This is a genomic window from Streptomyces sp. (assembly GCF_031181705.1).
GTDB lineage: Bacteria > Actinomycetota > Actinomycetes > Streptomycetales > Streptomycetaceae > Streptomyces.
Map to the genome: position 1 here is coordinate 48642 of NZ_JAPSKN010000007.1, position 26197 is coordinate 74838.

A 26197-nucleotide genomic window follows, 5' to 3' on the forward strand; every position below is an offset into this window, starting at 1 on the left:
TCGTACGGCGGATCGTTGATATAGAGGCATAAGCTCCCACAAAGCAGCCCCTCGGTATTCCCTGGGGCTTCCCGAATTCCTATGAGGAAGGGCACGGCCGCCGCACGTGAGGGACACACGAGAGAGCCGGCTGCTCCTGGTGCTGCTGATCGCCATCGCGTTCGCGTTGATCACGGTGGACATCCGCGGTGGGGAGGACTCGCCCGTCGACGGTGCCCGGCAGGCCGCGGCGACGGTCTTCGGCCCGATCGAGAGCGGCGTGTCGTCCGCGGTCGACCCGGTCGGCAACGCGGTCTCCGCCATCCGCGACTCCGGCGAACGGCACGACAGGCTCGCCGCGCTGGAAGAGGAGAACGCGGCCCTGAAGGCCCGCCTGGGCAGCGACGACCGCGCCCGCAGCCGCCTCAAGCAGCTCGACAAGCTGCTGAAGGTCGCCGGGCAGGGCCAGTACGGCATCAAGGGCGCCGAGGTCATCGCCATCGGAGCGGCCCAGGGCTTCTCCTGGACCATCACCATCGACGTCGGCGCCAACGACGGCATCAAGCGCGACATGACCGTCCTCAACGGCGACGGGCTCGTCGGCCGCGTCACCACCGTCGGCCCCAACACCGCCACCGTGCTGCTCGCCAGCGACCCCGACTTCACGGTCGGCACCCGCATGGAGTCCGGCGACGAACTCGGCTTCGCCTCCGGGCAGGGCGACCGCCCGCTGCGCGTGGAACTCCTCAACGGCAAGGCCGAGGTGAAGAAGGGCGACCGGCTCGTCACCTTCGGCTCGCAGGCCGACCGGCCGTTCGTGCCCGGCGTCCCGGTCGGCGTGGTCTCCCGCGTCGACCCCTCCGGCGGCGGCCTGACCCGCACGCTCTACGTCACGCCCTACGCCGCGTTCAGCAAGCTCGACATCGTCGGTGTCGTGGTCCAGTCCCCGAAGAAGGACCCGCGTGACACGGTGCTCCCGCCCAAGCCCAAGCCGACCCCGAGGCCGACGGTGACGGTGACCGTGACGCCGTCCGCCGGGGCCCCCGTGGACGGCCAGAACCAGCAAGAGCAGTAGGAGCTGTCACCCCATGCGCGTCAACCGGATCCTGCTCTCCTCCGCCCTGGTCGTCGTCGCCCTGGTGATCCAGGTGAGCGTCCTCGCCCGCCTGCATCTGCCGGGCGCGGTGCCCGACCTGCTGCTGCTCACCGTCCTGGGCCTGGCGCTGGTGTACGGGCACGTCGGCGGGGCCCTCGTCGGCTTCGGCGCGGGCCTGCTCGCCGACCTGGCCCCGCCCGCCGACCACGCCGCCGGGCGGTACGCCCTGGTGCTGTGCCTCATCGGCTATCTCGCGGGCCTGGTGAAGCCCGAGAACGGCCAGCTGAAGTCCGCGACCGGCCCGATGGTCGTGGTGGCCGCCGCAGCGGTCGGCTCGACCCTGCTGTACGCCGGGGTCGGGGCCCTCGTCGGGGACACCGCCGCCCGCCACGTGGGCCTGGGCAGCCTGCTGTTCACGGCCGCCCTGTACGACCTGCTGCTCGCCCCGTTCGTGGTGCCGGGGGTGATGGCCCTGGCCCGGCGCGCCGACAACGACCCGCTCGCCGAGTCCACGTCGGCCGCCGCCAAGGCCACGGACATCTCCTCCGGCTGGCTCGCCGGCGGCACCGGCCTGAGGATCGGCAGCCAGCGCAACGGGCTGCGGGTGAAGGCGGCCCGGGCCCGGATGGCGCGGGCCGGGCGGATCAAGGGGGTCAAGCGGCTGTGAAGCCGGGGAAGTTCACCGGAACGGGGCGGTCCGGCAGGAACGCCGGCGTGTGGGCCCTTCGTTCCCCACATGTCACCGCACACACGTGTCCGGACAGACCGTCGTACTCGCACATCCGTACACGCAGGGAGAGGGGGAGGCAGCCGCAGTGACCAACATTCCCGAGACCGGGCGGAACCCACGGGTCCAGATCCGGCTCGTCGTCATTCAGGTCCTGGTCCTGTCCCTCCTGCTCACCCTCGGCGGACGCCTGTGGTACCTCCAGATCCGTGAGGGCGCGGCCTACGCCAAGGAGGCGTCGGGCAACCACGTCCAGCAGGTGGTCCAGCCCGCCGTCCGCGGCTCCATCCTGGACGCCCGCGGCGTGGCCCTCGCCGACAACGAGACGCGCCTGGTGGTCTCCGCCTCCCGCACGGACCTGCTGAAGATGAAGGACGACGGCAAGGGAGTCCTCACCAAGCTCGCCGGCGTCCTGGGCATGACCCCCGAGGAGGTCATGGAGAAGGTCCGGCTGTGCGACGCCAAGACACCCCAGCCCTGCTGGAACGGCTCGCCGTACCAGCCCATCCCCATCACCGACGAGGCCACGCCCAAGCAGGCCCTGCAGATCCGCGAGCGCGCCGAGGACTTCCCCGGCATCACCGCCGAGCCCCAGGCCGTGCGCCGCTACCCCAGCCCGGGCAAGGCCAACACCGCCCAGGTCCTCGGCTACCTCTCCCCGGTCACCGACGAGGAGATCAAGAAGGCGCAGAACACCGACTCGCCGTACCTGCGCTCCGACCAGGTCGGCCGCTCCGGCCTGGAGCGCCAGTACGACAAGCAGCTGCGTGGCAAGGCCGGCGTCACGCGCTACGAGGTCGACAACCTCGGCCGCGTCATCGGCCAGGCCGAGGCCGACCCCGCCCACCCCGGCGACAACCTCGTCACCAGCATCGACGCCCGCGTCCAGCGGATCGCCGAGTACGAGCTGAACGAGGCCATGAAGCAGGCCCGCAAGGAGCACGACCGCAACACGGGCACGAACTACAAGGCCGACTCCGGCGCCGTCGTCGTCATGGAGGCCAAGACCGGCCGCGTCGTCGCCATGGCGTCGAACCCGACGTACGACCCGAACGCCTGGGTGGGCGGCATCTCCGCCAAGGACTACGCCAGGCTCACCGGCAAGAAGTCCAACTACCCGCTGCTCAACCGCGCGATCCAGGGCCAGTCGGCGCCCGGCTCCATCTTCAAGGTCATCCCGACCGCCGCCGCGGTCAACGCCGGCTACTCCTTCAACGGCCCCTACGAGTGCTCCAGCTCGTACTCCATCGGCGGCCAGGTCTTCAAGAACTTCGAGTCCAAGGGCTACGGGGCGATCAGCCTCGGCCGCGCCCTGGAGGTCTCCTGCGACACGGTCTTCTACCGCCTCTCCCACGAGGAGTGGAAGCGCGACGGCGGCACCAAGCCGAAGAAGAACGCCAACGACTGGTTCTACAAGACCGCCCACCAGTTCGGCCTCGGCAAGGAGACCGGCATCGACCTGCCCAACGAGGTCACCGGCCGCGTCCCCGACCGCCAGTGGAAGCTCGACTACTGGAAGGCCAACAAGGACGTCTGGTGCCGCACCGGCAAGCGCAACGGCAGTTACGCCGAGAAGATCGCCTACGAGAACTGCCTCGAAGGCAACCGCCTGCGCGCCGGTGACTCCGTCAACTACTCCATCGGCCAGGGCGACACGCTCGTCACGCCGATCCAGATGGCCACCATCTACGCCGCCATCTCCAACGGCGGCACGATGTACACGCCCTCCGTCGGCAAGGCCGTCATCAGCGCCGACGGCAAGACCGTCACGCCGATCAAGCCCCAGGCGCACGGCAAGCTCCCCATGAGCCAGAAGACGCGCAGCGAGATAAGCGATGCCCTCGCGGGAGTCGCCACCCGCGGTACGGCCGCCTGGAGGTTCGGCGGCTGGCCGCAGGACAAGATCCCGATGCACGCCAAGACGGGTACGGCCGAGGTCTACGGCAAGCAGACGACCTCCTGGTTCGCCACGTACACCAAGGACTACGCGGTCGTCATGACGATCTCCCAGGGTGGTACGGGCTCCGGCGCCTCGGGTCCGGCCGTGCGCAACATCTACAACGCGCTGTACGGCGTGTCCCCGGACGGCGACATCGACCGGAAGAAGGCCCTGCTGCCGACGCCGCAGAAGAGCCTCCCGAAGGTCAAGGTCGACGGCACGATCGCCTCCCCGAAGCTGTCCAAGGACCCGGCCAAGGACCAGCAGGCGAACAAGAAGGACCCCAACGCCCCGGCCGACCCGCTCCAGCCGGCGACGGCGGCCCCGCCGACGCCCGAGAACCGTGACACCCGAAGGCGCCGGCGCCGGCGGGGAAGCCGGAGGATGCCGACATGACCGGCGGTGTGAACAGCTTCCAGGTCTCCGGCTACGGGCCCGAGCGCTCCGGCTGGACGCGCCTGCTGGCCCGTGACTCGGTGGCACGACGGCTGGACTGGCCGATCCTGCTGGCGGCCCTCGCCCTGTCCCTGATGGGCACGCTGCTGGTCTACTCGGCCACCCGCAACCGCACGGAGCTCAACCAGGGCGACCCGTACTACTTCCTCGTCCGGCACCTGCTGAACACCGGCATCGGCCTGGCGCTGATGGCCGCCACGGTCTGGCTCGGCCACCGCGCCCTGCGCACGGCCGTGCCGATGCTGTACGGCTTCTCGGTGCTGCTGATCCTGCTCGTGCTCACCCCGCTCGGCTCGACGATCAACGGCGCCCACTCCTGGATCAAACTCCCCGGCGGCTTCTCGCTCCAGCCCTCGGAGTTCGTGAAGGTCACGATCATCCTGGGCATGGCGATGCTGCTGGCGGCCCGGGTCGACGCGGGCGACAAGCAGTACCCCGACCACCGCACGGTCGTGCAGGCCCTCGGCCTGGCCGCCGTGCCCATGGTGATCGTGATGCTCATGCCCGACCTCGGGTCGGTGATGGTCATGGTCATCATCGTGCTCGGCGTGCTGCTCGCCTCCGGCGCCACCAACCGGTGGGTGTTCGGCCTGCTGGGCGCGGGCGCCACCGGCGCGATCGCCGTCTGGCAGCTCGGTGTGCTCGACGACTACCAGATCGCCCGCTTCGCCGCGTTCGCCAACCCCGAGCTGGACCCGGCCGGCGTCGGCTACAACACCAACCAGGCCCGCATCGCCATCGGCTCCGGCGGACTGACCGGCTCCGGCCTCTTCCACGGCTCGCAGACCACCGGCCAGTTCGTGCCCGAGCAGCAGACGGACTTCGTCTTCACCGTGGCGGGGGAGGAACTGGGCTTCCTCGGCGGTGGCCTGATCATCCTGCTGCTCGGCATCGTGCTGTGGCGGGCCTGCCGGATCGCCCGGGAGACGACCGACCTGTACGGCACGATCGTGGCCGCCGGCATCGTCGCCTGGTTCGCCTTCCAGACGTTCGAGAACATCGGCATGACCCTCGGCATCATGCCGGTCACGGGCCTGCCGCTGCCGTTCGTCTCGTACGGCGGCTCCTCGATGTTCTCCGTGTGGATAGCGGTGGGACTGCTGCAGTCGATCCGGGTGCAGCGGCCGATGTCGGCATGACACCGCGCGGGGTGGCCCTCTGCCGCCCCGCGCCCCGGCCGACTAGATTCGGTTCATGGCGGACACCAAGCGTGAGATCGAGCGGAAGTACGAGGCCGAGGACGGCGGGCTGCCGGACCTGACCGGCGTGGCCGGAGTCGCGAACGTGGTCGACAGGGGGGTGGCCCATCTCGACGCGACCTACTACGACACCGCCGACGAGCGGCTCGCCGCGACATCCGTCACCCTGCGCCGCCGCACCGGCGGCTCGGACGCGGGCTGGCACCTGAAGTTCCCGGTCGGCCCGGACACCCGGGACGAGATCCATGCCCCGCTCTCCGACACCCTCCCCGGCGAACTCGCCGGACTCGTCCGCTCCCGCGTCCGCGACGGCGAGCTGGTCCCCCTGGTCCGGCTGCGCTCCGAGCGCGACGTACGGCACCTCGTGGACGCCGGGGGACGACTGCTCGCCGAGGTCAGCGTGGACGCCGTGCACGCCGAGCGGCTCACGGCCGGCGGGGGCGAGGCGCAGTGGACCGAGTTGGAGGTCGAGCTCGCCGACGGGGGCGACCCGGCCTTCCTCGACCGGGTGGAGAAGCGGCTGCGCAAGGCGGGGGTGCGGCCCTCGAAGTCGCCGTCCAAGCTGGCACGGGCCCTGGCGGAGACCGCACCCGAGGAGCGGCGCCCGTCCGCGGACGCCGGGGACCCGGTGACCGCCGCGGACCACGTGCTCGCGTACGTACGCGAGCAGCGCGACGCGATCGTCGCGCTCGACCCGGCCGTCCGCCGCGACGCCGAGGACTCCGTGCACAGCATGCGCGTGGCCACCCGGCGGCTGCGCAGCACCTTCAAGTCGTTCCGGGACATCCTCGACCGGGCCGTCACCGACCCGATCGCCGACGAACTGAAATGGCTGGCCGGGGAGCTGGGCCTGGACCGTGACCGCGAGGTGCTGGCCGCACGGCTGACGGCGGCCCTGGACGAGGTGCCCGACGGCCTGGTCCGCGGACCCGTGGCCGAGCGGCTGCGCGACTGGTCGAGCGCCGAGCACCACACGGCCCGCGGCCGGCTCCTCGGGATCCTGGACTCCCGCCGCCACCTCGCCCTGCTCGACACCCTGGACGCGCTGATCGCCGCACCGCCGCTGCTGAAGGCGGCCGGGAAGAAGCCCGGCAAGCCGCTCGCCGAGGCCGTGAAGAAGGACTTCCGCAAGGTGTCCCGGCTGGTCGAGCGGGCGCTGGAGCTGGAGCCCGGCACCGAGCGGGACGTCGCCGTGCACGAGGCCCGCAAGAAGGCCAAGCGCGCCCGCTACGCCGCGGAGGTGGCCGAGCCGGCCCTGGGCAAGCCCGCCAGGACCGTGCTCAAGTCCATGAAGTCGCTGCAGAAGCTGCTCGGCGAGCACCAGGACAGCGTGATGGCCCGGCAGACCCTGCGCGAGCTGTCGGCGGTCGCCCACGCGGCGGGCGAGAGCGCCTTCACCTACGGCCTGCTCCACGAGCGCGAGGAGCAGCGCGCCCTGCGCACGGAGGCCGAGCTGCCCGGGCTGTGGGAGGAGGTCAGGGGCGCGGCGGCGGGCCTGTGAGCCTCGCGGCGTACGGAGGTGCTCCGTGGCCGCGTTAGGCTGGATGGTCACCCCTGTCAGTTAAGTCCAGCTCACGAAGGTGCGCGACATGCCTGCCGAAGTCGCTGCGTCGGTGTTCCCGCAGCTCGAAGCTCTGCTCCCGCATGTGCAGAAGCCGATCCAGTACGTCGGCGGAGAGCTCAACTCCACGGTCAAGGACTGGGAGTCCTGCGACGTCCGCTGGGCGCTCATGTACCCGGACGCCTACGAGGTCGGTCTGCCCAACCAGGGCGTCCAGATCCTGTACGAGGTCCTGAACGAACAGCAGGGCGTCCTCGCCGAGCGCACGTACAGCGTGTGGCCGGACCTGGAGGAGCTGATGCGCGAGCACGGCGTCCCCCAGTTCACGGTCGACAGCCACCGGCCGGTGAAGGCGTTCGACGTGCTCGGCCTGTCCTTCTCCACCGAGCTCGGCTACACGAACATGCTGGCGGCCCTGGACCTGGCGGGCATCCCGCTGGAGTCCAAGGACCGCGGCCTGGACGACCCGATCGTCCTGGCCGGCGGGCACGCCGCGTTCAACCCCGAGCCGATCGCGGACTTCATCGACTGCGCCGTCATCGGCGACGGTGAGCAGGCTGTCTTGGAGATCACCGCGATCGTCCGCGCCTGGAAGGCCGAGGGCCGCCCGGGGGGCCGCGAGGAACTGCTGTTCCGCCTGGCGAAGACGGGCGGGGTGTACGTGCCCGGCTTCTACGACGTCGAGTACCTGCCCGACGGCCGTATCGCCCGGGTGGTGCCCAACCGCAGCGGTGTCCCGTGGCGGGTGTCCAAGCACACCGTCATGGACCTGGACGAGTGGCCCTACCCCAAGCAGCCGCTGGTCCCGCTGGCCGAGACGGTGCACGAGCGCATGTCCGTGGAGATCTTCCGCGGCTGCACCCGGGGCTGCCGCTTCTGCCAGGCCGGCATGATCACGCGCCCGGTCCGGGAGCGTTCGATCACGGGCATCGGCGACATGGTCGAGCAGGGGCTGAAGGCGACCGGTTTCGAGGAGGTCGGCCTGCTGTCGCTGTCCTCCGCGGACCACAGCGAGATCGGTGACATCGCCAAGGGCCTCGCCGACCGCTACGAGGACGACAAGATCGGCCTGTCGCTGCCGTCGACCCGGGTGGACGCCTTCAACATCGACCTGGCCAACGAGCTGACCCGCAACGGCCGCCGTTCGGGCCTGACCTTCGCCCCCGAGGGCGGCTCGGAGCGCATCCGCAAGGTCATCAACAAGATGGTCTCGGAAGAGGACCTGATCCGCACGGTCGCGACCGCCTACGGCAACGGCTGGCGGCAGGTGAAGCTGTACTTCATGTGCGGCCTGCCCACCGAGACCGACGACGACGTCCTGCAGATCGCCGACATGGCGACGAAGGTCATCGCCAAGGGCCGCGAGGTCTCCCGCTCGAACGACATCCGCTGCACGGTCTCGATCGGCGGTTTCGTCCCCAAGCCGCACACGCCCTTCCAGTGGGCCCCGCAGCTCTCCGCCGAGGAGACCGACGCCCGCCTGGCCAAGCTCCGGGACAGGATCCGCGGCGACAAGAAGTACGGCCGCTCCATCGGCTTCCGCTACCACGACGGCAAGCCCGGCATCGTCGAGGGCCTGCTCTCCCGCGGCGACCGCCGCATCGGCGCGGTCATCCGCGCGGTGTACGACGACGGCGGCCGCTTCGACGGCTGGCGCGAGCACTTCTCCTACGACCGCTGGATGGCGTGCGCGGACAAGGCGCTGGAGCCGTTCGGCGTGGACGTCGACTGGTACACCACCCGCGAGCGCACCTACGAGGAGGTCCTCCCCTGGGACCACCTCGACTCGGGCCTGGACAAGGACTGGCTCTGGGAGGACTGGCAGGACGCCCTCGACGAGACGGAGGTCGAGGACTGCCGCTGGACGCCGTGCTTCGACTGCGGGGTGTGTCCGCAGATGGACACCCACATCCAGATCGGCCCGACGGGCAAGAAGCTGCTGCCCCTGACGGTCAAGAACGCGGCACCCGCGCCGAGCGGCCACGCGCACTGACGGGACAGACCGGTGAGCCCCCTCCGAAGCGGAGGGGGCTCACCGCTGCCTCCGAACGAGTGGACTCCTCCCCGGCCCGGTCGGAAGGAGGCCGTCGGTGTGGGGCGGGCGGTGATGATCCTCGCGTCCGTCACCCTCCGGAAGAGGCGCCCCATGCGACGTACTCCCTCCCGCCGTCTGTTCACCGCGGCGCTGGCCGCCCTGGCGGCGACGCCCGTCACCTCCGGCCACGCCGCGGCTCTCGCCCGGCACGACGCCGACGACTGCCCGCCGCGCGGTCTCGGGCGTGAGCTCACCGCCCGGCTGGACGGGACCGTCGAGGACACCCGGCTGCAGGCGGGCATCCCCGGTGTTGTCGTCGGACTGTGGCTGCCGGGCCGGGGCAGCTACGTCCGTTCGTTCGGGGTGGCCGACACCAGGACGGGCGAGCCCATGGCGGTGGACTCGTACGTCCGGATCGGCAGCGAGACCAAGACCTTCACCGTCACCGCGCTGCTCCTCCTCGTGGACGACGGCCGGATCGGGCTGGACGACCCGATCTCCCGGTACGTCAAGGGCGTGCCCAACGGGCACCGGATCACGCTGCGGCACCTCGCCGGGATGCGCAGCGGACTCTTCCCGTACACCGCCGACCCCGACTTCATCCACGAACTGCTCAGCCACCCGCAGCGCTCCTTCACCCCGCGTGAGGCGCTCGCCTACGGCTTCCGGCACCCGAACACCTTCGCGCCGGGGCAGGACTTCCAGTACTCCAACACCAATCTCGTGCTGCTCGGCCTGGTGATCGAGAAGGTCAGCGGACGGCGGCTCGCCGACTTCATCCACGAGCGCGTGCTCCGCCCCGCCGGACTGCACCACACCCTGTTCCCGAAGGGCGACGAGTTCCCCGAACCGCACCCGCGCGGCTACACGAACCAGACGCTGAGCGGGGAGGTGGAGGACGCCACCGACTGGAACCCCAGCTGGGCGTGGGCGGCCGGGGCGATGATCTCCAACCTGCACGACCTGCGCCGCTGGGCCCCGATCCTCGCCACGGGCCGGCTGCTCAGCCCCGAGACCCAGGCCCAGCGGCTCATGACGCAGCCGACCGGCTACCCCGGTACGACGTACGGACTCGGCATCTTCGAGACCAACGGGTGGATCGGGCACAACGGCTCGATCCCGGGATACGAGACCGTGACGGTGTATCTGCCGCCGCGGCGCGCCACCCTGGTCATCATGATCAACACGGATGTCACGGTCGAGGGCCAGGAGCCGTCCACGACGCTCGCCCGGGCGGTCACGGCGGTCGCCACCCCGGACCACGTGTACGACGGTTCGGTGATCGCCCGCTAGCGGCGCTTTTCCGCCGCGGAACGACGGGTGAGACACCGCGGTCCCGGGGGACCCGCTGAGGAGGCGGAGTCGGTGACGCTCCCCCGGGGGACCGGCCCCGTCAGGTTCCCCCAGTTCAGAACATGTGCTGGGGGAGCCGTCAACTCAGCCCGCCGTGTTCGCACACCCGGCGGGCGACCTCCCGGAGCTTGATGTTGTGCTCCTGGGAGAAGCGGCGCAGGACGTCGAAGGCCTGCTCCTCGGTGAGGCGGTGGCTGCCCATGAGGATGCCCATCGCCTCGCCGATGACGTGCCGCGTGGCGATGGCCTGCTCCAGCTGGGCGTGGTTGCGGGCGCTCGAGAAGGCGACGGCGGCGTGCGAGGCCAGCAGCCAGCCGGCGGTCTCACTGTCCTCGGAGAAGGACCCGGGGCGGTGGGAGTACAGGTTGAGCGCGCCGAGATCCTCGTCCTCGGTGTACAGCAGGAAGCCCATCATGCTGCCGATGCCCAGGTCCTCGGCCCGGCTGGCGTAGGCCGGCCAGCGGGACCGCTCGGTGGTGAGGTCGCCGATGCGGTACACCCGCTCACCGGTGCTGGTGCGGGCCGCGTCGAAGCAGGGGCCCTCGCCGAGACGTTCCTGGAGCCGGTCGCTCTCCACCACCAGGTCGTGGGTCGGGGCGAGCGACTCCACGGTCTCGCCGCGCAGCAGCAGGACGCCGGCCGCGTCGCACCCGGAGACCAGCTCGACGGCCGCGCGGGTGATCTGGCCCAGCGTGGCCTCGACCGAGTCCTGGGCGAGCAGGTCCCGCGCCATGGAGGCCATCTCCCGTGCGAACACGCGCCAGTCCACCGTCGTCCTCCTCAGTCCGGGTACCGGCCTTGATGCCTCTTGCCACGGTGTCACGGGTCGTACGCCTCCGGGGAACAGCCACTTGCCGGATCTATCGAATCTCGATAGATTTCCATCGTGGTTCGATTGGGAAGGCGGGGACTGGGGATGGGGAAGCTGGCCGTGACCGCGTTGCGCGCGGTGCTGGCGGTGCTGCTGGCCGGTTCGTTGTTCGTGCAGGGCGTGATGGTCCCGCTGCTGGCGACCGACATGAACGGGCTCAGGCCCGAGTACGCCCATCTGCGCACGCCGGTCCTGGTGATCCTGGTGCTGGGTGTCGTGGCGGCCCAGGTCGTCCTCGTCTGCGTGTGGCGCCTGGTGACGATGGTGCGGCGCGGGACGGTGTTCTCCACGGGCGCCTTCCGGTACGTGCACCTCGTGATCGGCGCGTTCGTGGCGGCCGCCTGCCTGGTGTTCGCGCTCGGGGTCGTGCTCGCGCCGGGCGAGGCCGTCGCGCCCGGGGTGGTGCTGCTGCTGGGCGGGGCCGGCGTGGCCGTGCTGGGGGTCGCGCTGGTCGTGCTGGTGCTGCGGATGCTGCTGGCGCAGGCCGTCGCCCGGGACATCGAGGCGGCCCGGATGCGGGCCGAGCTGGAAGAGGTCATCTGATGCCGATCGCCGTCGACATCGACGTGATGCTGGCGAAGCGGAAGATGTCCGTGGGCGAACTCGCCGAACGCGTCGGCATCACCCCCGCCAACCTGGCCGTCCTCAAGAACGGCCGCGCCAAGGCGGTCCGCTTCTCCACCCTCGCCGCGCTCTGCGAGGTGCTGGAGTGCCAGCCGGGCGACCTGCTGCGCTTCGAGGCGGACGGGGACGCCTCCGGAGCCTGAGCGCGGTCCCCCACCTCGCCGGCGGCCTGGCCCGGCCGGGCTCCCGTACACGGCGGATGTACCTCCCGCGGGCGCCTCACCGGGCCTCATGTCGCCGGGAACCGGGCGGTACGACCATGGGTCGGGCGGAGGATCTGCGGGGGAACGGAGCGGGATGGCGCGGTGCGGGATCCGGACGGCGCGCTGAGGCGTCTTCGACGGTATGGATCTGGAGAAACCGCCCCGTGAGGGTTCCGCACCGCGGGTCGGTCCGCGCGCGCGTCCGGCCGGGCCGCCCGTCCGGCGGCAGCCGCAGGCGCCCGAGGGGTGCCTCGCCGTCGCGATCCGGATCCCGGTGCGGATCGTCGTGCTCGTGCTGGTCGTCCCCGTGCGGATGGTCTGGGACGCGCTCGTCGTCACCGGCCGGTTCCTGAACGACACCCTGCTCCGGCCGCTCGGCCGGGCCCTGCTGTGGCTGGGCCGGGCGGTGTTCGTCTGGCCGTTCGTGGGGCTGTGGCGGTACCTCGTCGTGCCGCTGGGCAGAGCCCTCGCCTGGCTCGGCAACGTCCTCGTCGTGGTGCCGCTCGTCTGGCTGTACCGGTACGTGCTGACCCCCCTGGGACACGCGCTCGCCCGCGCCGGGCGGGGCGTCGGCGCCGTGCTCGGCTGGGCGTACGCGCACCTGCTCACCCCCGTCGGGCACGCCGTGATGTGGGTGGTGAGGGGGATCGGGGCCGTGTTCGCCGCGCTCGGGCTCGGCGCCTGGACGGCCGTGGCGTGGCTCGTCCGGTACCTCGTGGTCGTACCGGCCGTCTGGCTGTACACCTGGGTGCTCGCGCCCGTCGGACGCGCCCTGCTGTGGTGCGGCAAGGGGCTGGTGCGGTTGGTGAGCACGGTCGTCACCGGCGTCGGAGCGGCCCTGTACTGGATCGCGCGGATCCTGTTCGTGCTGCCCGCGCTCGCCCTGTGGCGCTGGGTCCTCACGCCCGTGGGCCGTGTCCTCGCCGTCGTGGGACGGGAGGTGCGGGACGCCCTGGGCCACGCCTGGCGCGTCGCCGGCCACGTCTCGCTCGCCGTCGGGCGGTTCCTCGGCACGCTGTTGCGGTGGATCTTCGTGGAGCCGGTGCGGTGGGTGTACCGCAGTGTGCTCGCACCCGTCGGGCACGTCCTGCGCGACACCCTGCTGCGGCCCGCCGCCGAGGCCGCCCGCAGCGCCGGACGCGCCACCCGGCAGGCCCTGGCCGCCGCCCGCGCGACCGTCCGGCAGACCCGCGCCGACGTGCGCCGAATGCTCCTCGGGGAGCCGAGGCGGCCCGCGCCGGCCGCCCGGAGGGAACCATCCGGCCGCGAGGCACGTACTCTTGGTAGCAGTACGACCGCTCTCACGAAGGACTGAACGACACTGGGCAAGCGACAGCCCGAAGGCCCGCCGCCCGCACCCGCGGTGCAGCGCATCCGACTGCGCTACACCAAGCGCGGCCGCCTCCGGTTCACCAGCCACCGTGACTTCCAGCGCGCCTTCGAGCGTGCGTTGCGCCGTGCCGAGGTGCCGATGGCCTACTCGGCCGGGTTCACGCCGCACCCGAAGGTGTCGTACGCCAATGCCGCACCCACCGGCACGGGCAGTGAGGCGGAGTACCTGGAGATCGCGCTCACCGCGCGCCGCGACCCGGAGCAGCTCAGGGTCCTCCTCGACGAGTCGCTGCCCGCCGGGCTCGACATCGTCGAGGCGGTCGAGGCCCGCACCTCGGGCCTCGCCGACCGGCTGACGGCTTCCGTGTGGGAGCTGCGGCTGGACGGCGTGTCGCCGCAGGAGGCTAGCCGGGCGGCGGACGCCTTCACCGCGGCCGAGACCGTCGAGGTCCAGCGTCTCGCCAAGAACGGCGTGCGCACCTTCGACGCCCGCTCCGCCGTCGTGAGCCTGGAGAGCCGCGACCTCGCGGAAACGCGGAGTTCGCAGGCTGATAGGCCGACCGACCAGCCCTGTGCGATACTGCGGCTGGTTGTTCGGCACGTGACGCCTGCCGTACGACCCGACGACGTCCTGTCCGGTCTCCGCGCCGTGGCCGACCTGGCGCCGCCGGTCCCCGCAGCGGTGACCAGGCTGGCGCAGGGGCTGTTCGATGAAGAGACCGGCACGGTGACCGACCCGCTCGCGCCCGACCGCGAGGCAGCGCAGGCCCACTCAACGGCCGAACAGTCTGCCACCGCGACGGCGCCGGTGTAAGGAAGGTCCCGCGTAGGGACGGACGTCGTAGCGCCGCCCTCGGACTCGGGAGCCACCTGGGTCGGGCAGCGTACCGACCAGAAGACTTTCGCCAGGCCGTACGCATTCGGCGTACGGAACCGGCGAGACAGGACACGGAGAGCTCCCGTGCGGCGCCCGCGCCCCGGACGGCGGCGACGCGCACAGCGCGAGCCGCGGACGTCACCGGCATCGCCGGACCAGGCGCGGCGCCCGGGAGCCTGACGGGAGAAAAGCCCGCATGCTCGAACCGACCGAACCCACAGAGTCCTCACAGGGCTCCGAAGAGAACACCCCCAGCGACACCCTGCCGCCCCGCCGGCGGCGCCGTGCCGCGTCCCGCCCGGCCGGTCCGCCCGCCGGTGCCACCGACGCGCCGGTGGAAACCGTCGCACCGGCCATACCGGCCGCCGAGGCCGAGGAACTCGCGGCCGACGCCGTGGAGACCGACGAGGCCGAGGGGACCGCCGCGGCCTCCCCGGTGGAGGACACCGCGTCCGCCGGGCGCAAGCGGCGCCGTGTGGTGCGCCGTGCCTCCGCACCGGCCGGGGCTCCGGCCGCCGAGGCCGCCGAGACCGTGCTGCCCGCGACCGCCGCCGCACCCGCCGCCCCCGAGGCGCCGGAGCAGGCCGAGGTCTCCGCACCCGCCGAGGACGCCGCTCCCCGGCGCACCCGGCGCCGCGCGACCCGCAGTGTCACCTCGCCCACCGCGTCCGCTTCCGCCGAGAACGACACGCCGGCGCGCAGCGACCAGGCCGCGCAGAACGCGCCGGTCGACTCCGAGCCGGCCGTCGCCGAGGCCGCCGAGGCCGCGATCGCCGGTGCCGACACCACCGAGGAGGCGGCTCCGCGCCGCACCCGCCGACGGGCCTCGCGGCGCGTGTCCGCGCCCGCCGAAGCGGCCGACTCCGGCGTCGACGCCGGTCCGTCCGGCTCCACCGCCGCGTCCGCCGAGGCGCCCGCGGAATCGCCCGAGGAGGCGAAGGCCCCTGTGACCGAGAACCCCGCCGAACCGGCCCGCAGGTCCAGGTCCCGGTCCCGCTCCAAGGCCGCCGCCGAGACGGCCCCCGTCACCGACGCCGAAGAGGCCGCGCCCGCCGCGCGGACTTCCGCCCAGGCCCCCGCCGCGTCCGAGACCCCCGCCGAAGCCACCGCCCAGGCCCCCGCCGCCGAGCCCGCCGAGGACGCCGCCCCGCGGCGTCGCCGCCGGGTCGTGCGCCGGGCCGCCGGCGGATTCGCCGAGCCCGCCCAGCCCGCCGGGCGCGCCGCCGGTACGGCCGCCGGTGAGAACGAGGGACCGGCGCGCCCGGCACGGCCCGCCGTCGCCCTCTTCCAGCCGCCCGTCTTCACCGAGCCCCAGTTCCAGACCCCGGAGCGGGCCGCCGCCGCGGCCGCAGCCGAGGTGGCCGGTACCGCCGAGGACCCCGAGGACCTCACGCAGGACACGCCGGACACGCCGGAGACCCCGGAGGGACGCGACGACCGGTCCGACCGGGACGAGCAGACCCCCGGATCCCGTCGCCGTCGCAGGCGCCGGGGCGGCGAGGAGCCCGAGGCCCCGGCCGCCGAGACGGCCGTCGAGGAGCCGGAGGAGGCCGAGGAGTCCGCCGAGGACCAGGTCGAGGACGACGACCAGGACGACTCCGAGGGGCCCGGCTCGCGCCGGCGCCGCCGCCGGGGCGGTCGCCGCCGCCGTCGCGGCGAGTCCGCCGAGAGCGACGGCGACGCAGCGGACGGCGACTCCGACGAGACCGACGCCGCACAGGACGCCGAGGACGCCGCCGAGCAGACCGAGGAGGACCGGGAGGACGCCGACGAGGCCACCGACCGGGACGACTCGTCCGGTGGGGGCGGCTCCAGCAGCAGCCGCAGGCGCCGTCGCCGCCGTCGCCGCGCCGGTGACTCCGGCCTTGAGGCCGACCTGTCCGACGACGACCCCGAGCGCACGGTCGTCAAGGTCCGCGAGCCCCGGCCCGCCCGCGAGAAGAGCGCCGAGCCGTCCGACGAGGTGCAGTCCATCAAGGGCTCGACGCGTCTGGAGGCCAAGAAGCAGCGCCGCCGCGAGGGCCGTGAGCAGGGCCGCCGGCGCGTTCCGATCATCACCGAGGCCGAGTTCCTGGCCCGCCGCGAGGCCGTCGAGCGCGTGATGGTCGTCCGCCAGCACGGCGACCGCACGCAGATCGGCGTTCTTGAGGACGACGTGCTCGTCGAGCACTACGTCAACAAGGAGCAGGCGGTCTCGTACGTCGGCAACGTCTACCTCGGCAAGGTGCAGAACGTCCTGCCGTCGATGGAGGCCGCCTTCATCGACATCGGCAAGGGCCGCAACGCCGTGCTGTACGCCGGTGAGGTCAACTTCGAGGCGCTGGGCATGGCCCACGGGCCACGGCGCATCGAGTCCGCCCTCAAGTCCGGCCAGTCGGTGCTCGTCCAGGTGACGAAGGACCCGATCGGCCACAAGGGCGCCCGTCTGACCAGCCAGGTCTCCCTGCCGGGCCGCTACCTCGTGTACGTGCCCGAGGGCTCCATGACCGGCATCAGCCGCAAGCTGCCCGACACCGAGCGGGCCCGGCTGAAGACCATCCTCAAGAAGATCGTCCCCGAGGACGCGGGCGTCATCGTGCGCACCGCCGCCGAGGGCGCGAGCGAGGACGAGCTGCGCCGGGACGTCGAGCGGCTGCAGCAGCAGTGGGAGGACATCCAGAAGAAGGCCAGGAGCGGCAACGCGCCGACGCTGCTGCACGGCGAGCCGGACATGACCGTCCGGGTCGTGCGCGACATCTTCAACGAGGACTTCTCCAAGGTCGTCGTCAGCGGCGACGAGGCCTGGTCGACGATCCACGGGTACGTCTCGCACGTGGCCCCGGACCTCGCCGGGCGGCTGCAGAAGTGGACCTCCGAGGTCGACGTCTTCGCCACGTACCGGATCGACGAGCAGCTCGCCAAGGCCCTGGACCGCAAGGTCTGGCTGCCCAGCGGAGGCTCGCTGGTGATCGACCGGACCGAGGCGATGGTCGTCGTCGACGTCAACACCGGAAAGTTCACCGGCCAGGGCGGCAACCTGGAGGAGACCGTCACCAGGAACAACCTGGAGGCGGCCGAGGAGATCGTGCGCCAGCTGCGGCTGCGCGACCTCGGAGGCATCATCGTCATCGACTTCATCGACATGGTGCTGGAGTCCAACCGGGACCTGGTGCTGCGGCGCCTGCTGGAGTGCCTGGGCCGGGACCGTACGAAGCACCAGGTCGCCGAGGTGACCTCGCTGGGTCTGGTGCAGATGACCCGCAAGCGGGTGGGCCAGGGCCTGCTGGAGTCCTTCTCCGAGACCTGCGTCCACTGCAACGGGCGCGGTGTCATCGTGCACATGGAGCAGCCCACCTCCACCGGGGGCGGCGGCAAGCGCAAGAAGCGGGCCCGTGCCGGTGCCGCCGAGCAGCCGCACGTCCACGAGGCGGCCGTCGAGAGCGCCGAGCAGGAGGCCGAGACCGAGGCCGAGGTCGTGGCCGAGGCCGCCGAACCGGTCGCGCTGCCCGAGCCGGCCTTCGAGCCCGACGAGGAGCTGTACAGCAGCGCCGCCGAGGCGGAGGCCGCGGCCACCCGCGGCCGGTCGCGGCGCCGGGCGAGCCGGCGGGCGTCGGCCCCGGCGGGCGCGCCGCGCGGCGAGTCCGTGAGGGCGGAGAGCAGGGCGGCCGAGCCGGTCGCGGACGCCGCCGAGGTGCCCACGGCCCAGGACGTCACCGCCGCGGAGGAGGTCGCCCGTCCCGTGCAGCCGGAGCCGGCCGCCGAGGCGCAGGCCGAGCCGATGGCCGTGGAGGACCCGGTGGTGGAGGCGGCGCAGCCCGAGCAGCCCGCTCCCGCCGCTGCGGCCGAGGAGGCCGCGCCGAAGGGCCGCACCCGGCGGCGGGCCACCCGCAAGGTGTCCGCTCCGGCCGGTTCGCCGGCGGGGGCCGAGGCCGCCGTGGTGACGGTGGCCGAGACCGCGCCCGCGGTGTCCGAGGCCCCGCAGGCCGAGCCGGTCGCCGAGCCGGTCGCCGAGGCGCCCGCCGAGAGCGCCGCTCCGGCCCGTCCGCGGCGCCGGGCCGTGCGCAAGTCCACGGCGCCCACCGCGTCCGAGGAGGCGGCCGTCGTGGTCGTCCCGTCGGCCCCGGCGGAGGAACCCGCGGCGGAGACCGGTGCTCCGGCCGCCGACGCGGGTGAGACGGCCGAGACGGGCGAGGAGCCCGCAGCGGCCAAGAAGACGGCCCGCAAGACGGCCAAGAAGGCCACGGCGAAGAAGGCCGCCACCAAGAAGACCGCGGCGAAGAAGACCGCGGCCAAGAAGACGACGGCCAAGAAGGCGGCGAAGACCACCAAGACGGCCGCCAAGAAGGCCACGTCGAAGAAGACCGCGGCGGCCGAGCAGACGCTCTCCTCCGTCACGGCCTCCACCGACGAGGGCTGACCCGTACGGCGGACACAACGGGGCGTGCGCGGCCACGCGCACGCCCCGGGTGTCGGCCCGTGGGTCCGGAGTGACCGGACGCACAGGCCGGGGGCCCGGCTCGGTTTGACCCCCTCGACCGCGGCCCCGTAACCTTGACCGTCGGCGTGTCGACTGACGCGTCACATCCCCGTAAACCTCATCCTCCGGGCGCCGGGCGCCCAGGAGAGGCCGCCCGCTCTGCCGGGCGGCTGGCCTGCGGGGGTGCCGTTTCCCGAGCGAGAGAGTGAGTTCCGCGTGTACGCCATCGTGCGCAGCGGTGGTCGCCAGCACAAGGTTGCTGTCGGCGACATCGTTGAGGTTGACAAGATTTCCACTGCCAAGGTTGGCGACACGGTCGAGCTCTCGACCCTGCTCGTTGTCGACGGCGACGCCGTGACCAGCGACCCGTGGGTGCTGGCCGGTATCAAGGTCCAGGCCGAGGTCGTGGACCACCACAAGGGGCAGAAGATCGACATTCTGCGCTACAAGAACAAGACCGGTTACCGCCGTCGCCAGGGCCACCGCCAGCAGTACACGGCGATCAAGGTCACCGAGATCCCCACGGCTGCGAAGTAAGGGACTGAGGAGAAATGGCACACAAGAAGGGCGCATCGTCCACTCGGAACGGTCGCGACTCCAATGCCCAGCGGCTCGGCGTGAAGCGCTTCGGCGGTCAGGTCGTCAACGCTGGTGAGATCCTGGTCCGTCAGCGCGGCACCCACTTCCACCCGGGTGCGGGCGTCGGCCGTGGCGGCGACGACACGCTGTTCGCGCTCCAGGCCGGTTCGGTGCAGTTCGGCACCCACCGTGGCCGCAAGGTCGTGAACATCGTTCCGGTCGCCTGATCGGACACTCTCGCGAGGCGGACCTCACTTCCCGTTGCGGGAAGGCGGGTCCGCCTTTCGCTTGTTGAACAAGTACATCGCGTTGAACAAGTAAATCTCGTACGTACTTCTGGAGGCACCCACCATGACCACCTTCGTGGACCGCGTCGAACTGCATGTCGCCGCGGGTAACGGAGGCCACGGCTGTGCCTCCGTCCACCGTGAGAAGTTCAAGCCGCTGGGCGGCCCGGACGGCGGCAACGGCGGTCGCGGCGGGGACGTGATCCTCACCGTCGACCAGTCCGTCACCACGCTGCTCGACTACCACCACTCCCCGCACCGCAAGGCCACCAACGGCAAGCCCGGCGAGGGCGGCAACCGCTCCGGCAAGGACGGGCAGGACCTGGTCCTGCCGGTGCCGGACGGCACGGTCGTGCTGGACAAGGCGGGCAACGTCCTCGCGGACCTGGTCGGGCACGGCACGTCGTACGTCGCCGCGCAGGGCGGCCGGGGCGGGCTCGGCAACGCGGCCCTGGCCTCGGCCCGGCGCAAGGCGCCCGGCTTCGCGCTGCTCGGCGAGCCGGGGGACGTGCAGGACATCGTCCTGGAGCTGAAGACGGTCGCCGACGTGGCGCTGGTCGGCTACCCGAGCGCGGGCAAGTCGTCCCTGATCTCGGTGCTGAGCGCGGCCAAGCCGAAGATCGCCGACTACCCCTTCACCACGCTCGTGCCGAACCTCGGCGTCGTCACGGCCGGCTCGACGGTCTACACCATCGCCGACGTGCCCGGGCTGATCCCCGGGGCCAGCCAGGGCAAGGGCCTGGGGCTCGAGTTCCTGCGGCACGTGGAGCGGTGCAGTGTGCTCGTGCACGTCCTGGACACCGCCACGCTGGAGTCGGACCGCGACCCGCTCTCCGACCTCGACATCATCGAGGAGGAGCTGCGCCAGTACGGCGGGCTGGACAACCGGCCGCGCCTGGTCGTGCTGAACAAGATCGACGTACCGGACGGCAAGGACCTGGCCGAGATGGTGCGGCCCGACCTGGAGGCGCGCGGCTACCGCGTCTTCGAGGTGTCGGCCGTGGCGCACCTGGGGCTGAGGGAGCTGTCGTTCGCGCTCGCCGAGCTCGTGGCCACGGCGCGCGCCGCGAAGCCGAAGGAAGAGGCCACGCGCATCGTCATCCGGCCCAAGGCCGTGGACGACACGGGCTTCACCGTGACCCGCGAGGACGACGTCTTCCGGGTGCGCGGCGAGAAGCCCGAACGCTGGGTGCGGCAGACCGACTTCAACAACGACGAGGCGGTCGGCTACCTGGCGGACCGGCTCAACCGGCTCGGTGTCGAGGAGGCCCTGATGAAGGCCGGCGCCCGGGGTGGCGACGGCGTCGCCATCGGCCCCGAGGAGAACGCGGTCGTCTTCGACTGGGAGCCGTCCGTGACGGCCGGTGCCGAGATGCTCGGCCGGCGGGGCGAGGACCACCGCTTCGAGGAGCCGCGTCCGGCCGCTCAGCGCCGCCGGGACCGGCAGGCCGAGCGGGACGACGCGCAGCAGGAGTTCGACGACTTCGAGCCGTTCTGAGCCGAGCCCTTCCCCCGACGGGTCGTACGGGGCCGCGCGGATGAGGAGCCCTGACCCCTCCCGCGCGGTCACCGCCCTCGGGGTTTCGCTCACCCACCTCTAGCTGAACACCTGTCAGACTCGCCCCCGCAACGGCTTGTTCCAGCGCTGGCGGCGGGTCTTCTTTTGTCTGCTTAGTTGTCATGTACGTGAACCCCGGCGTTCAGCGGGCGGACCGCCCGCGAGCGTGAAGCTTCCCCGTGTCCATGTGGCCAGCGAGGTAAGGGAGTCCGCCGATGACCGGAGCAGTATCCCCCGACCGACGTCGCTTTCTGACCGCCGGCGCCGCGGTGCTCGGTGCCGCGTCCTCCGCCGGCCTGTGGTTTCCGGCCGCCGCGCAGGCGGCCGGAACGCCGTTGCCCGACGGGGTGTTCAGCCTCGGCGTCGCCTCCGGGGACCCGCTCCCGGACGGCATCGTGCTGTGGACCAGGCTCGCCCCGGACCCGCTGAACGGCGGTGGCATGCCGGACCGTGTGGTGCCCGTGGAGTGGCAGGTCGCCGAGGACCACCGGTTCAGAAAGGTCGTCCGCCGGGGCACCGCCCAGGCCCGGCCCGAGTACGGGCACAGCGTTCACGTGGACGTACGCGGACTGCGCGCGGACCGTGCCCACTGGTACCGCTTCCGCACCGGCGGCCAGCTCTCGCCCGTCGGCCGCACCCGTACCGCGCCCCACCGCCACAGCTCCGGTGGCTCCCTGCGCATGGCCCTCGCCTCCTGCCAGAACTGGCAGCACGGCTACTTCACGCCCTACGCGGACATGCTGCAGCAGGACCCGGACGTCGTGGTGTTCGTCGGCGACTACATCTACGAGTCCACGCCCTCGGCGACGGCCCTGCGGCGGCACGAGGGCACCGGCGAGCCGTTCAGCCTCGTCCAGTACCGCAACCGGTACGCCCAGTACCGCACCGACCCGGACCTCGCGGCGATGCACGCCAGCGCGCCCTTCGTGGTGAGCTTCGACGACCACGAGGTGGACAACGACTTCGCCGGCGAGATCCCGCAGGACCCGGACAAGCAGCCGCACGACGCGTTCGTGGCCCGCCTGACCGCGGCCTACCAGGCGTTCTACGAGCACATGCCGGTCCGCGCCAGCGCCGTGCCGAACGGCCCGCACATCCGGATGTACCGCCGCCTGGAGTTCGGCCGCCTGGCCCGCCTCAACGTCCTGGACACCCGGCAGTACCGCAGCGATCAGGCCACCAGCCAGGAAGGCGCCCAGGACCCGTCGCTGACCATGCTGGGCGCGCGGCAGAAGCAGTGGCTGCTGAACGGCCTGCAGGACTCGCCCGCCCGCTGGAACCTCATCGCCTCGCAGATCATGATGGCCGAGACGGACCTCAAGGTGGGCGAGGGCAAGCTCTGGTTCTACGACGCCTGGGACGGCTACCAGGCCGAACGCAACCGGTTCATGGAGGAGTTCAGGCAGGTCCGCAACCCGGTGGTGCTCTCCGGCGACCGGCACCTGACGATGATCAGCGACCTCAAGGAGGACTACGCCGACCCGGACTCCGCGGTCGTCGGCGCCGAGTTCGTCGGCACCTCCATCTCCAGCAACGGCGACCAGGACCAGGAGGCCTTCCGCAGGGAGTGGGACCCGCGGCGGCCGGACAACCCGCACTGGAAACTGCTCGACGCGCACCGCGGCTACCACCTGTTCGACATCCGCCGGGCCGGCATCGACGCCCAGGTGCGGGTGGTCGACACGGTGCGGCAGCCGCGGGCGACGCCGAGCACGCTGGCCCGGCTGCGGGTCGAGGCGGGCCGGCCGGGCGTGCAGGTCGTCTGACCGCCACACCGCCACGCCGGGGACGCACAGGAGCCCGGGACTCTTCGGAGTCCCGGGCTCCCGCCGTACGGGCGGAGGTTCGGCGCGCGGGCGCCACCTTGCCCGCGCCGAGACCGAATTGCTGCGGAATCTTGATCAGGAACTCCTTGTGGAGTTACTCACAGCAATTAGAGGGGCCCCCGCGACGCCGTGGAACCGTCTCGCCAATCACCAGCAGTACCAGGTGAATGACAGGTTGCGCGCACATATGCGGCGGAGGGCGCTCACCTTGCACTGCGGTAACCAAGAGTGGGACCATTTCGAAGTTCCCTGTCGCCCCAAGGTAGGTCACCTGTGTCCCAGCACATAGCCAAGCCCCGTACCACCGCAGTGATCCTGGCCGGTGGCACCGGTCAGCGGGTGGGTCTGTCGATCCCCAAGCAGCTGCTGAAGATCGCCGGCAAGGCAGTCATCGAGCACACGCTGACCACCTTCGAGAACGCCGACTCGATCGACGACATCATCGTGCTGATGGCGCAGGGCTACGTGCCCGACGTCGAGAAGATCGTCGCGAAGGCCGGATTCAAGAAGGTCACCAGGATCATCGAGGGCGGTTCCACGCGGAACGAGACCACCGAGCGCGCCATCGCGGCCCTCGGTGAGGGTCTCGCCGAGGGCGAGGACCTCAACGTCCTCTTCCACGACGCCGTACGCCCCCTGCTGTCGCAGCGCGTCATCGACGACTGCGTCACCGCGCTGGAGCGCTACCAGGCCGTCGACGTGGCCATCCCCTCCGCGGACACCATCATCGTCACGCGCACGCACGGCGAGGACGGCGAGTTCATCACCGAGATCCCGGACCGCTCCCGGCTGCGCCGCGGCCAGACGCCGCAGGCCTTCAAGCTGTCCACGATCAAGCGGGCCTACGAGGTCGCCGCCGGCGACCCCAACTTCCAGGCCACCGACGACTGCTCCGTCGTGCTCAAGTACCTGCCCGACGTGCCGATCCACGTCGTCGCGGGCGACGAGTACAACATGAAGGTCACCCAGCCCGTCGACGTCTTCATCGCCGACAAGCTCTTCCAGCTCGCCTCCACGGCCGCGCCCGAGCAGGTCTCCGAGCAGGCCTACCGCGAGCTGCTCACCGGCAAGACGATCGTCGTCTTCGGCGGCAGCTACGGCATCGGCAAGGACATCGCCGAACTCGCCGGGTCCTACGGCGCCACGGTCTACGCGCTGGGCCGCTCCACCACCGGCACCCACGTGGAGAACCCGGAGGAGGTCGACGACGCGCTGTCCAAGGCGTACGCCGAGACCGGCCGGATCGACTACGTCGTCAACACCGCCGGCGTGCTGCGCATCGGCAAGCTCGCCGAGACCGACAACGCCACCATCGAGGAGGCGCTGAAGGTCAACTACCTGGCCCCGGTGCAGATCGCGCGCTCGTCGTACAAGTACCTGTCGGAGACCAAGGGCCAGCTGCTGCTGTACACCTCCAGCAGCTACACCCGCGGCCGCGCCGAGTACAGCCTGTACTCCTCGACCAAGGCCGCGATGGTGAACCTCACCCAGGCCCTGTCCGACGAGTGGGCCGGCGACGGCGTCCGCGTCAACTGCATCAACCCCGAGCGCACCGCGACCCCCATGCGCACCAAGGCCTTCGGCCAGGAGCCCGCGGGTTCCCTGCTGTCCTCCGAGGCGGTCGCCCGTACGTCGCTCGACGTGCTGCTGTCCGAGCTGACCGGGCACGTCATCGACGTCCGCCAGCAGGACCCGACGGCCGGCGCGGCCCGCGCGTCCGGCTTCGAGCAGGCGCTGGCCTCGGTGCTGGACCGGCAGGACGGCGTGTAATAATTGGCGGCAATTAGACTTCGGTAATTCAGGCCTCTGCGCCCTCCTGTTCACGGGTATGTGTCAACAGGAGTGTTCGCAGGGGCCTGAATCCATACAGTCCCGCGAATATTCACAGACCAGCCGCATTCAGAACCAAGACCGGCACACCCCTCCCAAGAGCAGGTTTCTCCGTGATATCCACCGCTATTCGCGTCGCCCGGGTGGGCAGCGCGGCCGAGCTGGCCGCGGCGGTCCTCATGGTGGCGGGCTTCCCCGCCCTCATGCTGGCCGCGCTCGTCCCGAGCGTTCCCGCCTTCGCGGCAGCGGCCGCCGTGACGTACCTGGCGGACCACTATCTGCACCGCAAGGGCAGCTACCTGATCAACCGCCTCGGCAAGGTCCGGGCCGGCCTGTCGATCCGGTTCCTGATCCGGCAGTTGCTCCTGGTCCTGCTGCTGGCCCGGCTGTCCCTGGCGGACAACCTGATCTACTACGGCGCGATCGCCTGCTTCATCGCCTTCTACGGCCTGCAGGCCCCGCACGGCGCGCTGGTGCAGCTGATCCGCAACCGCCGCCGCATGCCGGTCGCCACGCGCAACGTGGACCTGAAGTCCCGCATCCGCATCCCGGACGCCCCGCCGCGCCGGCTGCTGCACCGCTCCGCCGAGAAGATGCTGCACCTCGACCTCGCGGCGGTCGTCGGCATCCTGCTCGCCGCGCAGCTGGAGTCCTCCCTGATCGGCTTCGCCGGCATCGGCGTCACGGTGGCCCTCGCCACCCTGTACGTCCTGGCGCTGGTGCCGTACGTGCGCGGCCGGAGGATCCCGCCGAACGCCGAGCGCGTGCTGGCCGCCGTCGACGACTGGCTGGGCGAGTACAAGCCCGAGACGGTGCTGTACTTCTCCGGTTCCAAGGACTCCGCGTACCAGGTCAACATGTGGCTGGACACGATGGAGAAGCTGGACTCCAGGCCGCTGATCATCCTGCGCGAGCGGGTCATCCTGAACAACCTGGCGCCCACCACGGTCCCGGTCATCTGCGTGCCCGGAGGGGTGCACCTGATGAACCTGGACCTGTCCACGGTGCGCGTCGCGCTGTACGCGGCCAACGTCGGCAAGAACATCCACCTGCTGCGCGTGCCCACCATGAAGCACGTCTTCATCGGCCACGGCGACAGCGACAAGCTCGCCAGCGTCAACCCGTTCAGCAAGGTCTACGACGAGGTGTGGACGGCCGGCCGCGCGGGCCGCGACCGCTACGCCATCGCCGACGTCGGTGTCCGCGACGACGACATCGTCGAGGTCGGCCGCCCGCAGCTCGCGCCCATCCAGACCTGGCAGGGCGTCCCCGAGGGCCGCATCCCCACGGTGCTGTACGCCCCCACCTGGGAGGGCTGGGACGGCAACCCGGGCAACACCTCGATCGTGCTGGCCGGCGAGAACATCGTGCGCAAGCTGGTCGCGGCGGATCCGCCCGTGCGCGTGCTG

18 protein-coding genes and 1 pseudogene are annotated in these 26197 nt (G+C 71.6%); 18 read left to right on the forward strand and 1 reads right to left on the reverse strand.

Going from position 1 to position 26197, the window contains the following annotated elements; translation table 11 throughout:
* The first annotated feature begins 106 nt into the window (after positions 1-106).
* From mreC to RIN80_RS03090, 7 genes are all read left to right on the forward strand, one after another.
* A complete protein-coding gene (gene mreC, locus RIN80_RS03060; protein ID WP_309093893.1) occupies positions 107-1054 on the forward strand; it encodes a rod shape-determining protein MreC in 948 nt (315 codons plus the stop codon).
* A gap of 13 nt (positions 1055-1067) precedes the next feature.
* Positions 1068-1742 (forward strand): rod shape-determining protein MreD, encoded by a 675-nt coding sequence (gene mreD, locus RIN80_RS03065; protein WP_309093894.1) that lies wholly within the window; start codon positions 1068-1070, stop codon positions 1740-1742.
* A gap of 148 nt (positions 1743-1890) precedes the next feature.
* The gene (gene mrdA / locus RIN80_RS03070; RefSeq protein WP_309093895.1) at positions 1891-4137 is read left to right on the forward strand and encodes a penicillin-binding protein 2; all 2247 of its coding nucleotides are present in this window, start codon (positions 1891-1893) and stop codon (positions 4135-4137) included.
* Positions 4134-5336: a rod shape-determining protein RodA gene (rodA, locus tag RIN80_RS03075; RefSeq protein ID WP_309093896.1), complete on the forward strand. Its 1203-nt coding sequence runs from the start codon at positions 4134-4136 to the stop codon at positions 5334-5336. Before mrdA ends, rodA begins: the two co-directional genes overlap by 4 nt.
* A 55-nt stretch (positions 5337-5391) precedes the next feature.
* Positions 5392-6897 (forward strand): CYTH and CHAD domain-containing protein, encoded by a 1506-nt coding sequence (locus RIN80_RS03080; RefSeq protein ID WP_309093897.1) that lies wholly within the window; start codon positions 5392-5394, stop codon positions 6895-6897.
* Positions 6898-6985: 88 nt separating this feature from the next.
* Complete coding sequence (locus RIN80_RS03085) at positions 6986-8950, forward strand: TIGR03960 family B12-binding radical SAM protein (RefSeq protein ID WP_309093898.1); 1965 nt, start codon at positions 6986-6988, stop codon at positions 8948-8950.
* Between the two features lie 153 nt (positions 8951-9103).
* Positions 9104-10285: a serine hydrolase domain-containing protein gene (locus tag RIN80_RS03090; protein ID WP_309093899.1), complete on the forward strand. Its 1182-nt coding sequence runs from the start codon at positions 9104-9106 to the stop codon at positions 10283-10285.
* A gap of 139 nt (positions 10286-10424) precedes the next feature.
* Here RIN80_RS03090 and RIN80_RS03095 read toward each other — a convergent pair whose 3' ends face one another.
* On the reverse strand, positions 10425-11114 hold the full coding sequence (locus tag RIN80_RS03095; protein WP_309093900.1) for a GAF and ANTAR domain-containing protein: 690 nt from the start codon (positions 11112-11114) through the stop codon (positions 10425-10427).
* A 147-nt stretch (positions 11115-11261) separates the two neighbouring features.
* On the opposite strand from RIN80_RS03095, the gene RIN80_RS03100 reads away from it, so the two are divergent.
* The 11 genes and pseudogenes from RIN80_RS03100 to RIN80_RS03150 all read left to right on the forward strand — a co-directional run.
* Entirely contained in the window at positions 11262-11759 is a 498-nt protein-coding gene (locus tag RIN80_RS03100) for a DUF2975 domain-containing protein (protein WP_309093901.1), read from the forward strand.
* On the forward strand, positions 11759-11983 hold the full coding sequence (locus RIN80_RS03105) for a helix-turn-helix transcriptional regulator (protein WP_309093902.1): 225 nt from the start codon (positions 11759-11761) through the stop codon (positions 11981-11983). Before RIN80_RS03100 ends, RIN80_RS03105 begins: the two co-directional genes overlap by 1 nt.
* A gap of 202 nt (positions 11984-12185) precedes the next feature.
* Entirely contained in the window at positions 12186-13358 is a 1173-nt protein-coding gene (locus RIN80_RS03110; protein WP_309093903.1) for a hypothetical protein, read from the forward strand.
* 48 nt (positions 13359-13406) lie between these two features.
* Positions 13407-14189, forward strand: coding sequence for a TIGR03936 family radical SAM-associated protein (locus RIN80_RS03115; RefSeq protein WP_309093904.1), 783 nt, complete (start codon positions 13407-13409; stop codon positions 14187-14189).
* 259 nt (positions 14190-14448) lie between these two features.
* The gene (locus RIN80_RS03120; RefSeq protein ID WP_309093905.1) at positions 14449-18648 is read left to right on the forward strand and encodes an Rne/Rng family ribonuclease; all 4200 of its coding nucleotides are present in this window, start codon (positions 14449-14451) and stop codon (positions 18646-18648) included.
* Positions 18649-18924: 276 nt separating this feature from the next.
* Positions 18925-19245, forward strand: coding sequence for a 50S ribosomal protein L21 (gene rplU, locus RIN80_RS03125; RefSeq protein ID WP_003990208.1), 321 nt, complete (start codon positions 18925-18927; stop codon positions 19243-19245).
* Between the two features lie 14 nt (positions 19246-19259).
* Positions 19260-19514: a 50S ribosomal protein L27 gene (gene rpmA / locus RIN80_RS03130; RefSeq protein WP_010041940.1), complete on the forward strand. Its 255-nt coding sequence runs from the start codon at positions 19260-19262 to the stop codon at positions 19512-19514.
* Between the two features lie 124 nt (positions 19515-19638).
* Positions 19639-21072, forward strand: a complete 1434-nt coding sequence (obgE, locus tag RIN80_RS03135; RefSeq protein ID WP_309093906.1) for a GTPase ObgE — start codon at positions 19639-19641, stop codon at positions 21070-21072.
* A gap of 275 nt (positions 21073-21347) precedes the next feature.
* Positions 21348-22898, forward strand: coding sequence for an alkaline phosphatase D family protein (locus RIN80_RS03140; RefSeq protein WP_309093907.1), 1551 nt, complete (start codon positions 21348-21350; stop codon positions 22896-22898).
* 333 nt (positions 22899-23231) lie between these two features.
* Positions 23232-24728, forward strand: a complete 1497-nt coding sequence (locus RIN80_RS03145) for a bifunctional cytidylyltransferase/SDR family oxidoreductase (RefSeq protein WP_309093908.1) — start codon at positions 23232-23234, stop codon at positions 24726-24728.
* A 173-nt stretch (positions 24729-24901) separates the two neighbouring features.
* Positions 24902-26197: pseudogene (locus tag RIN80_RS03150) on the forward strand (hypothetical protein); the annotation flags it as partial.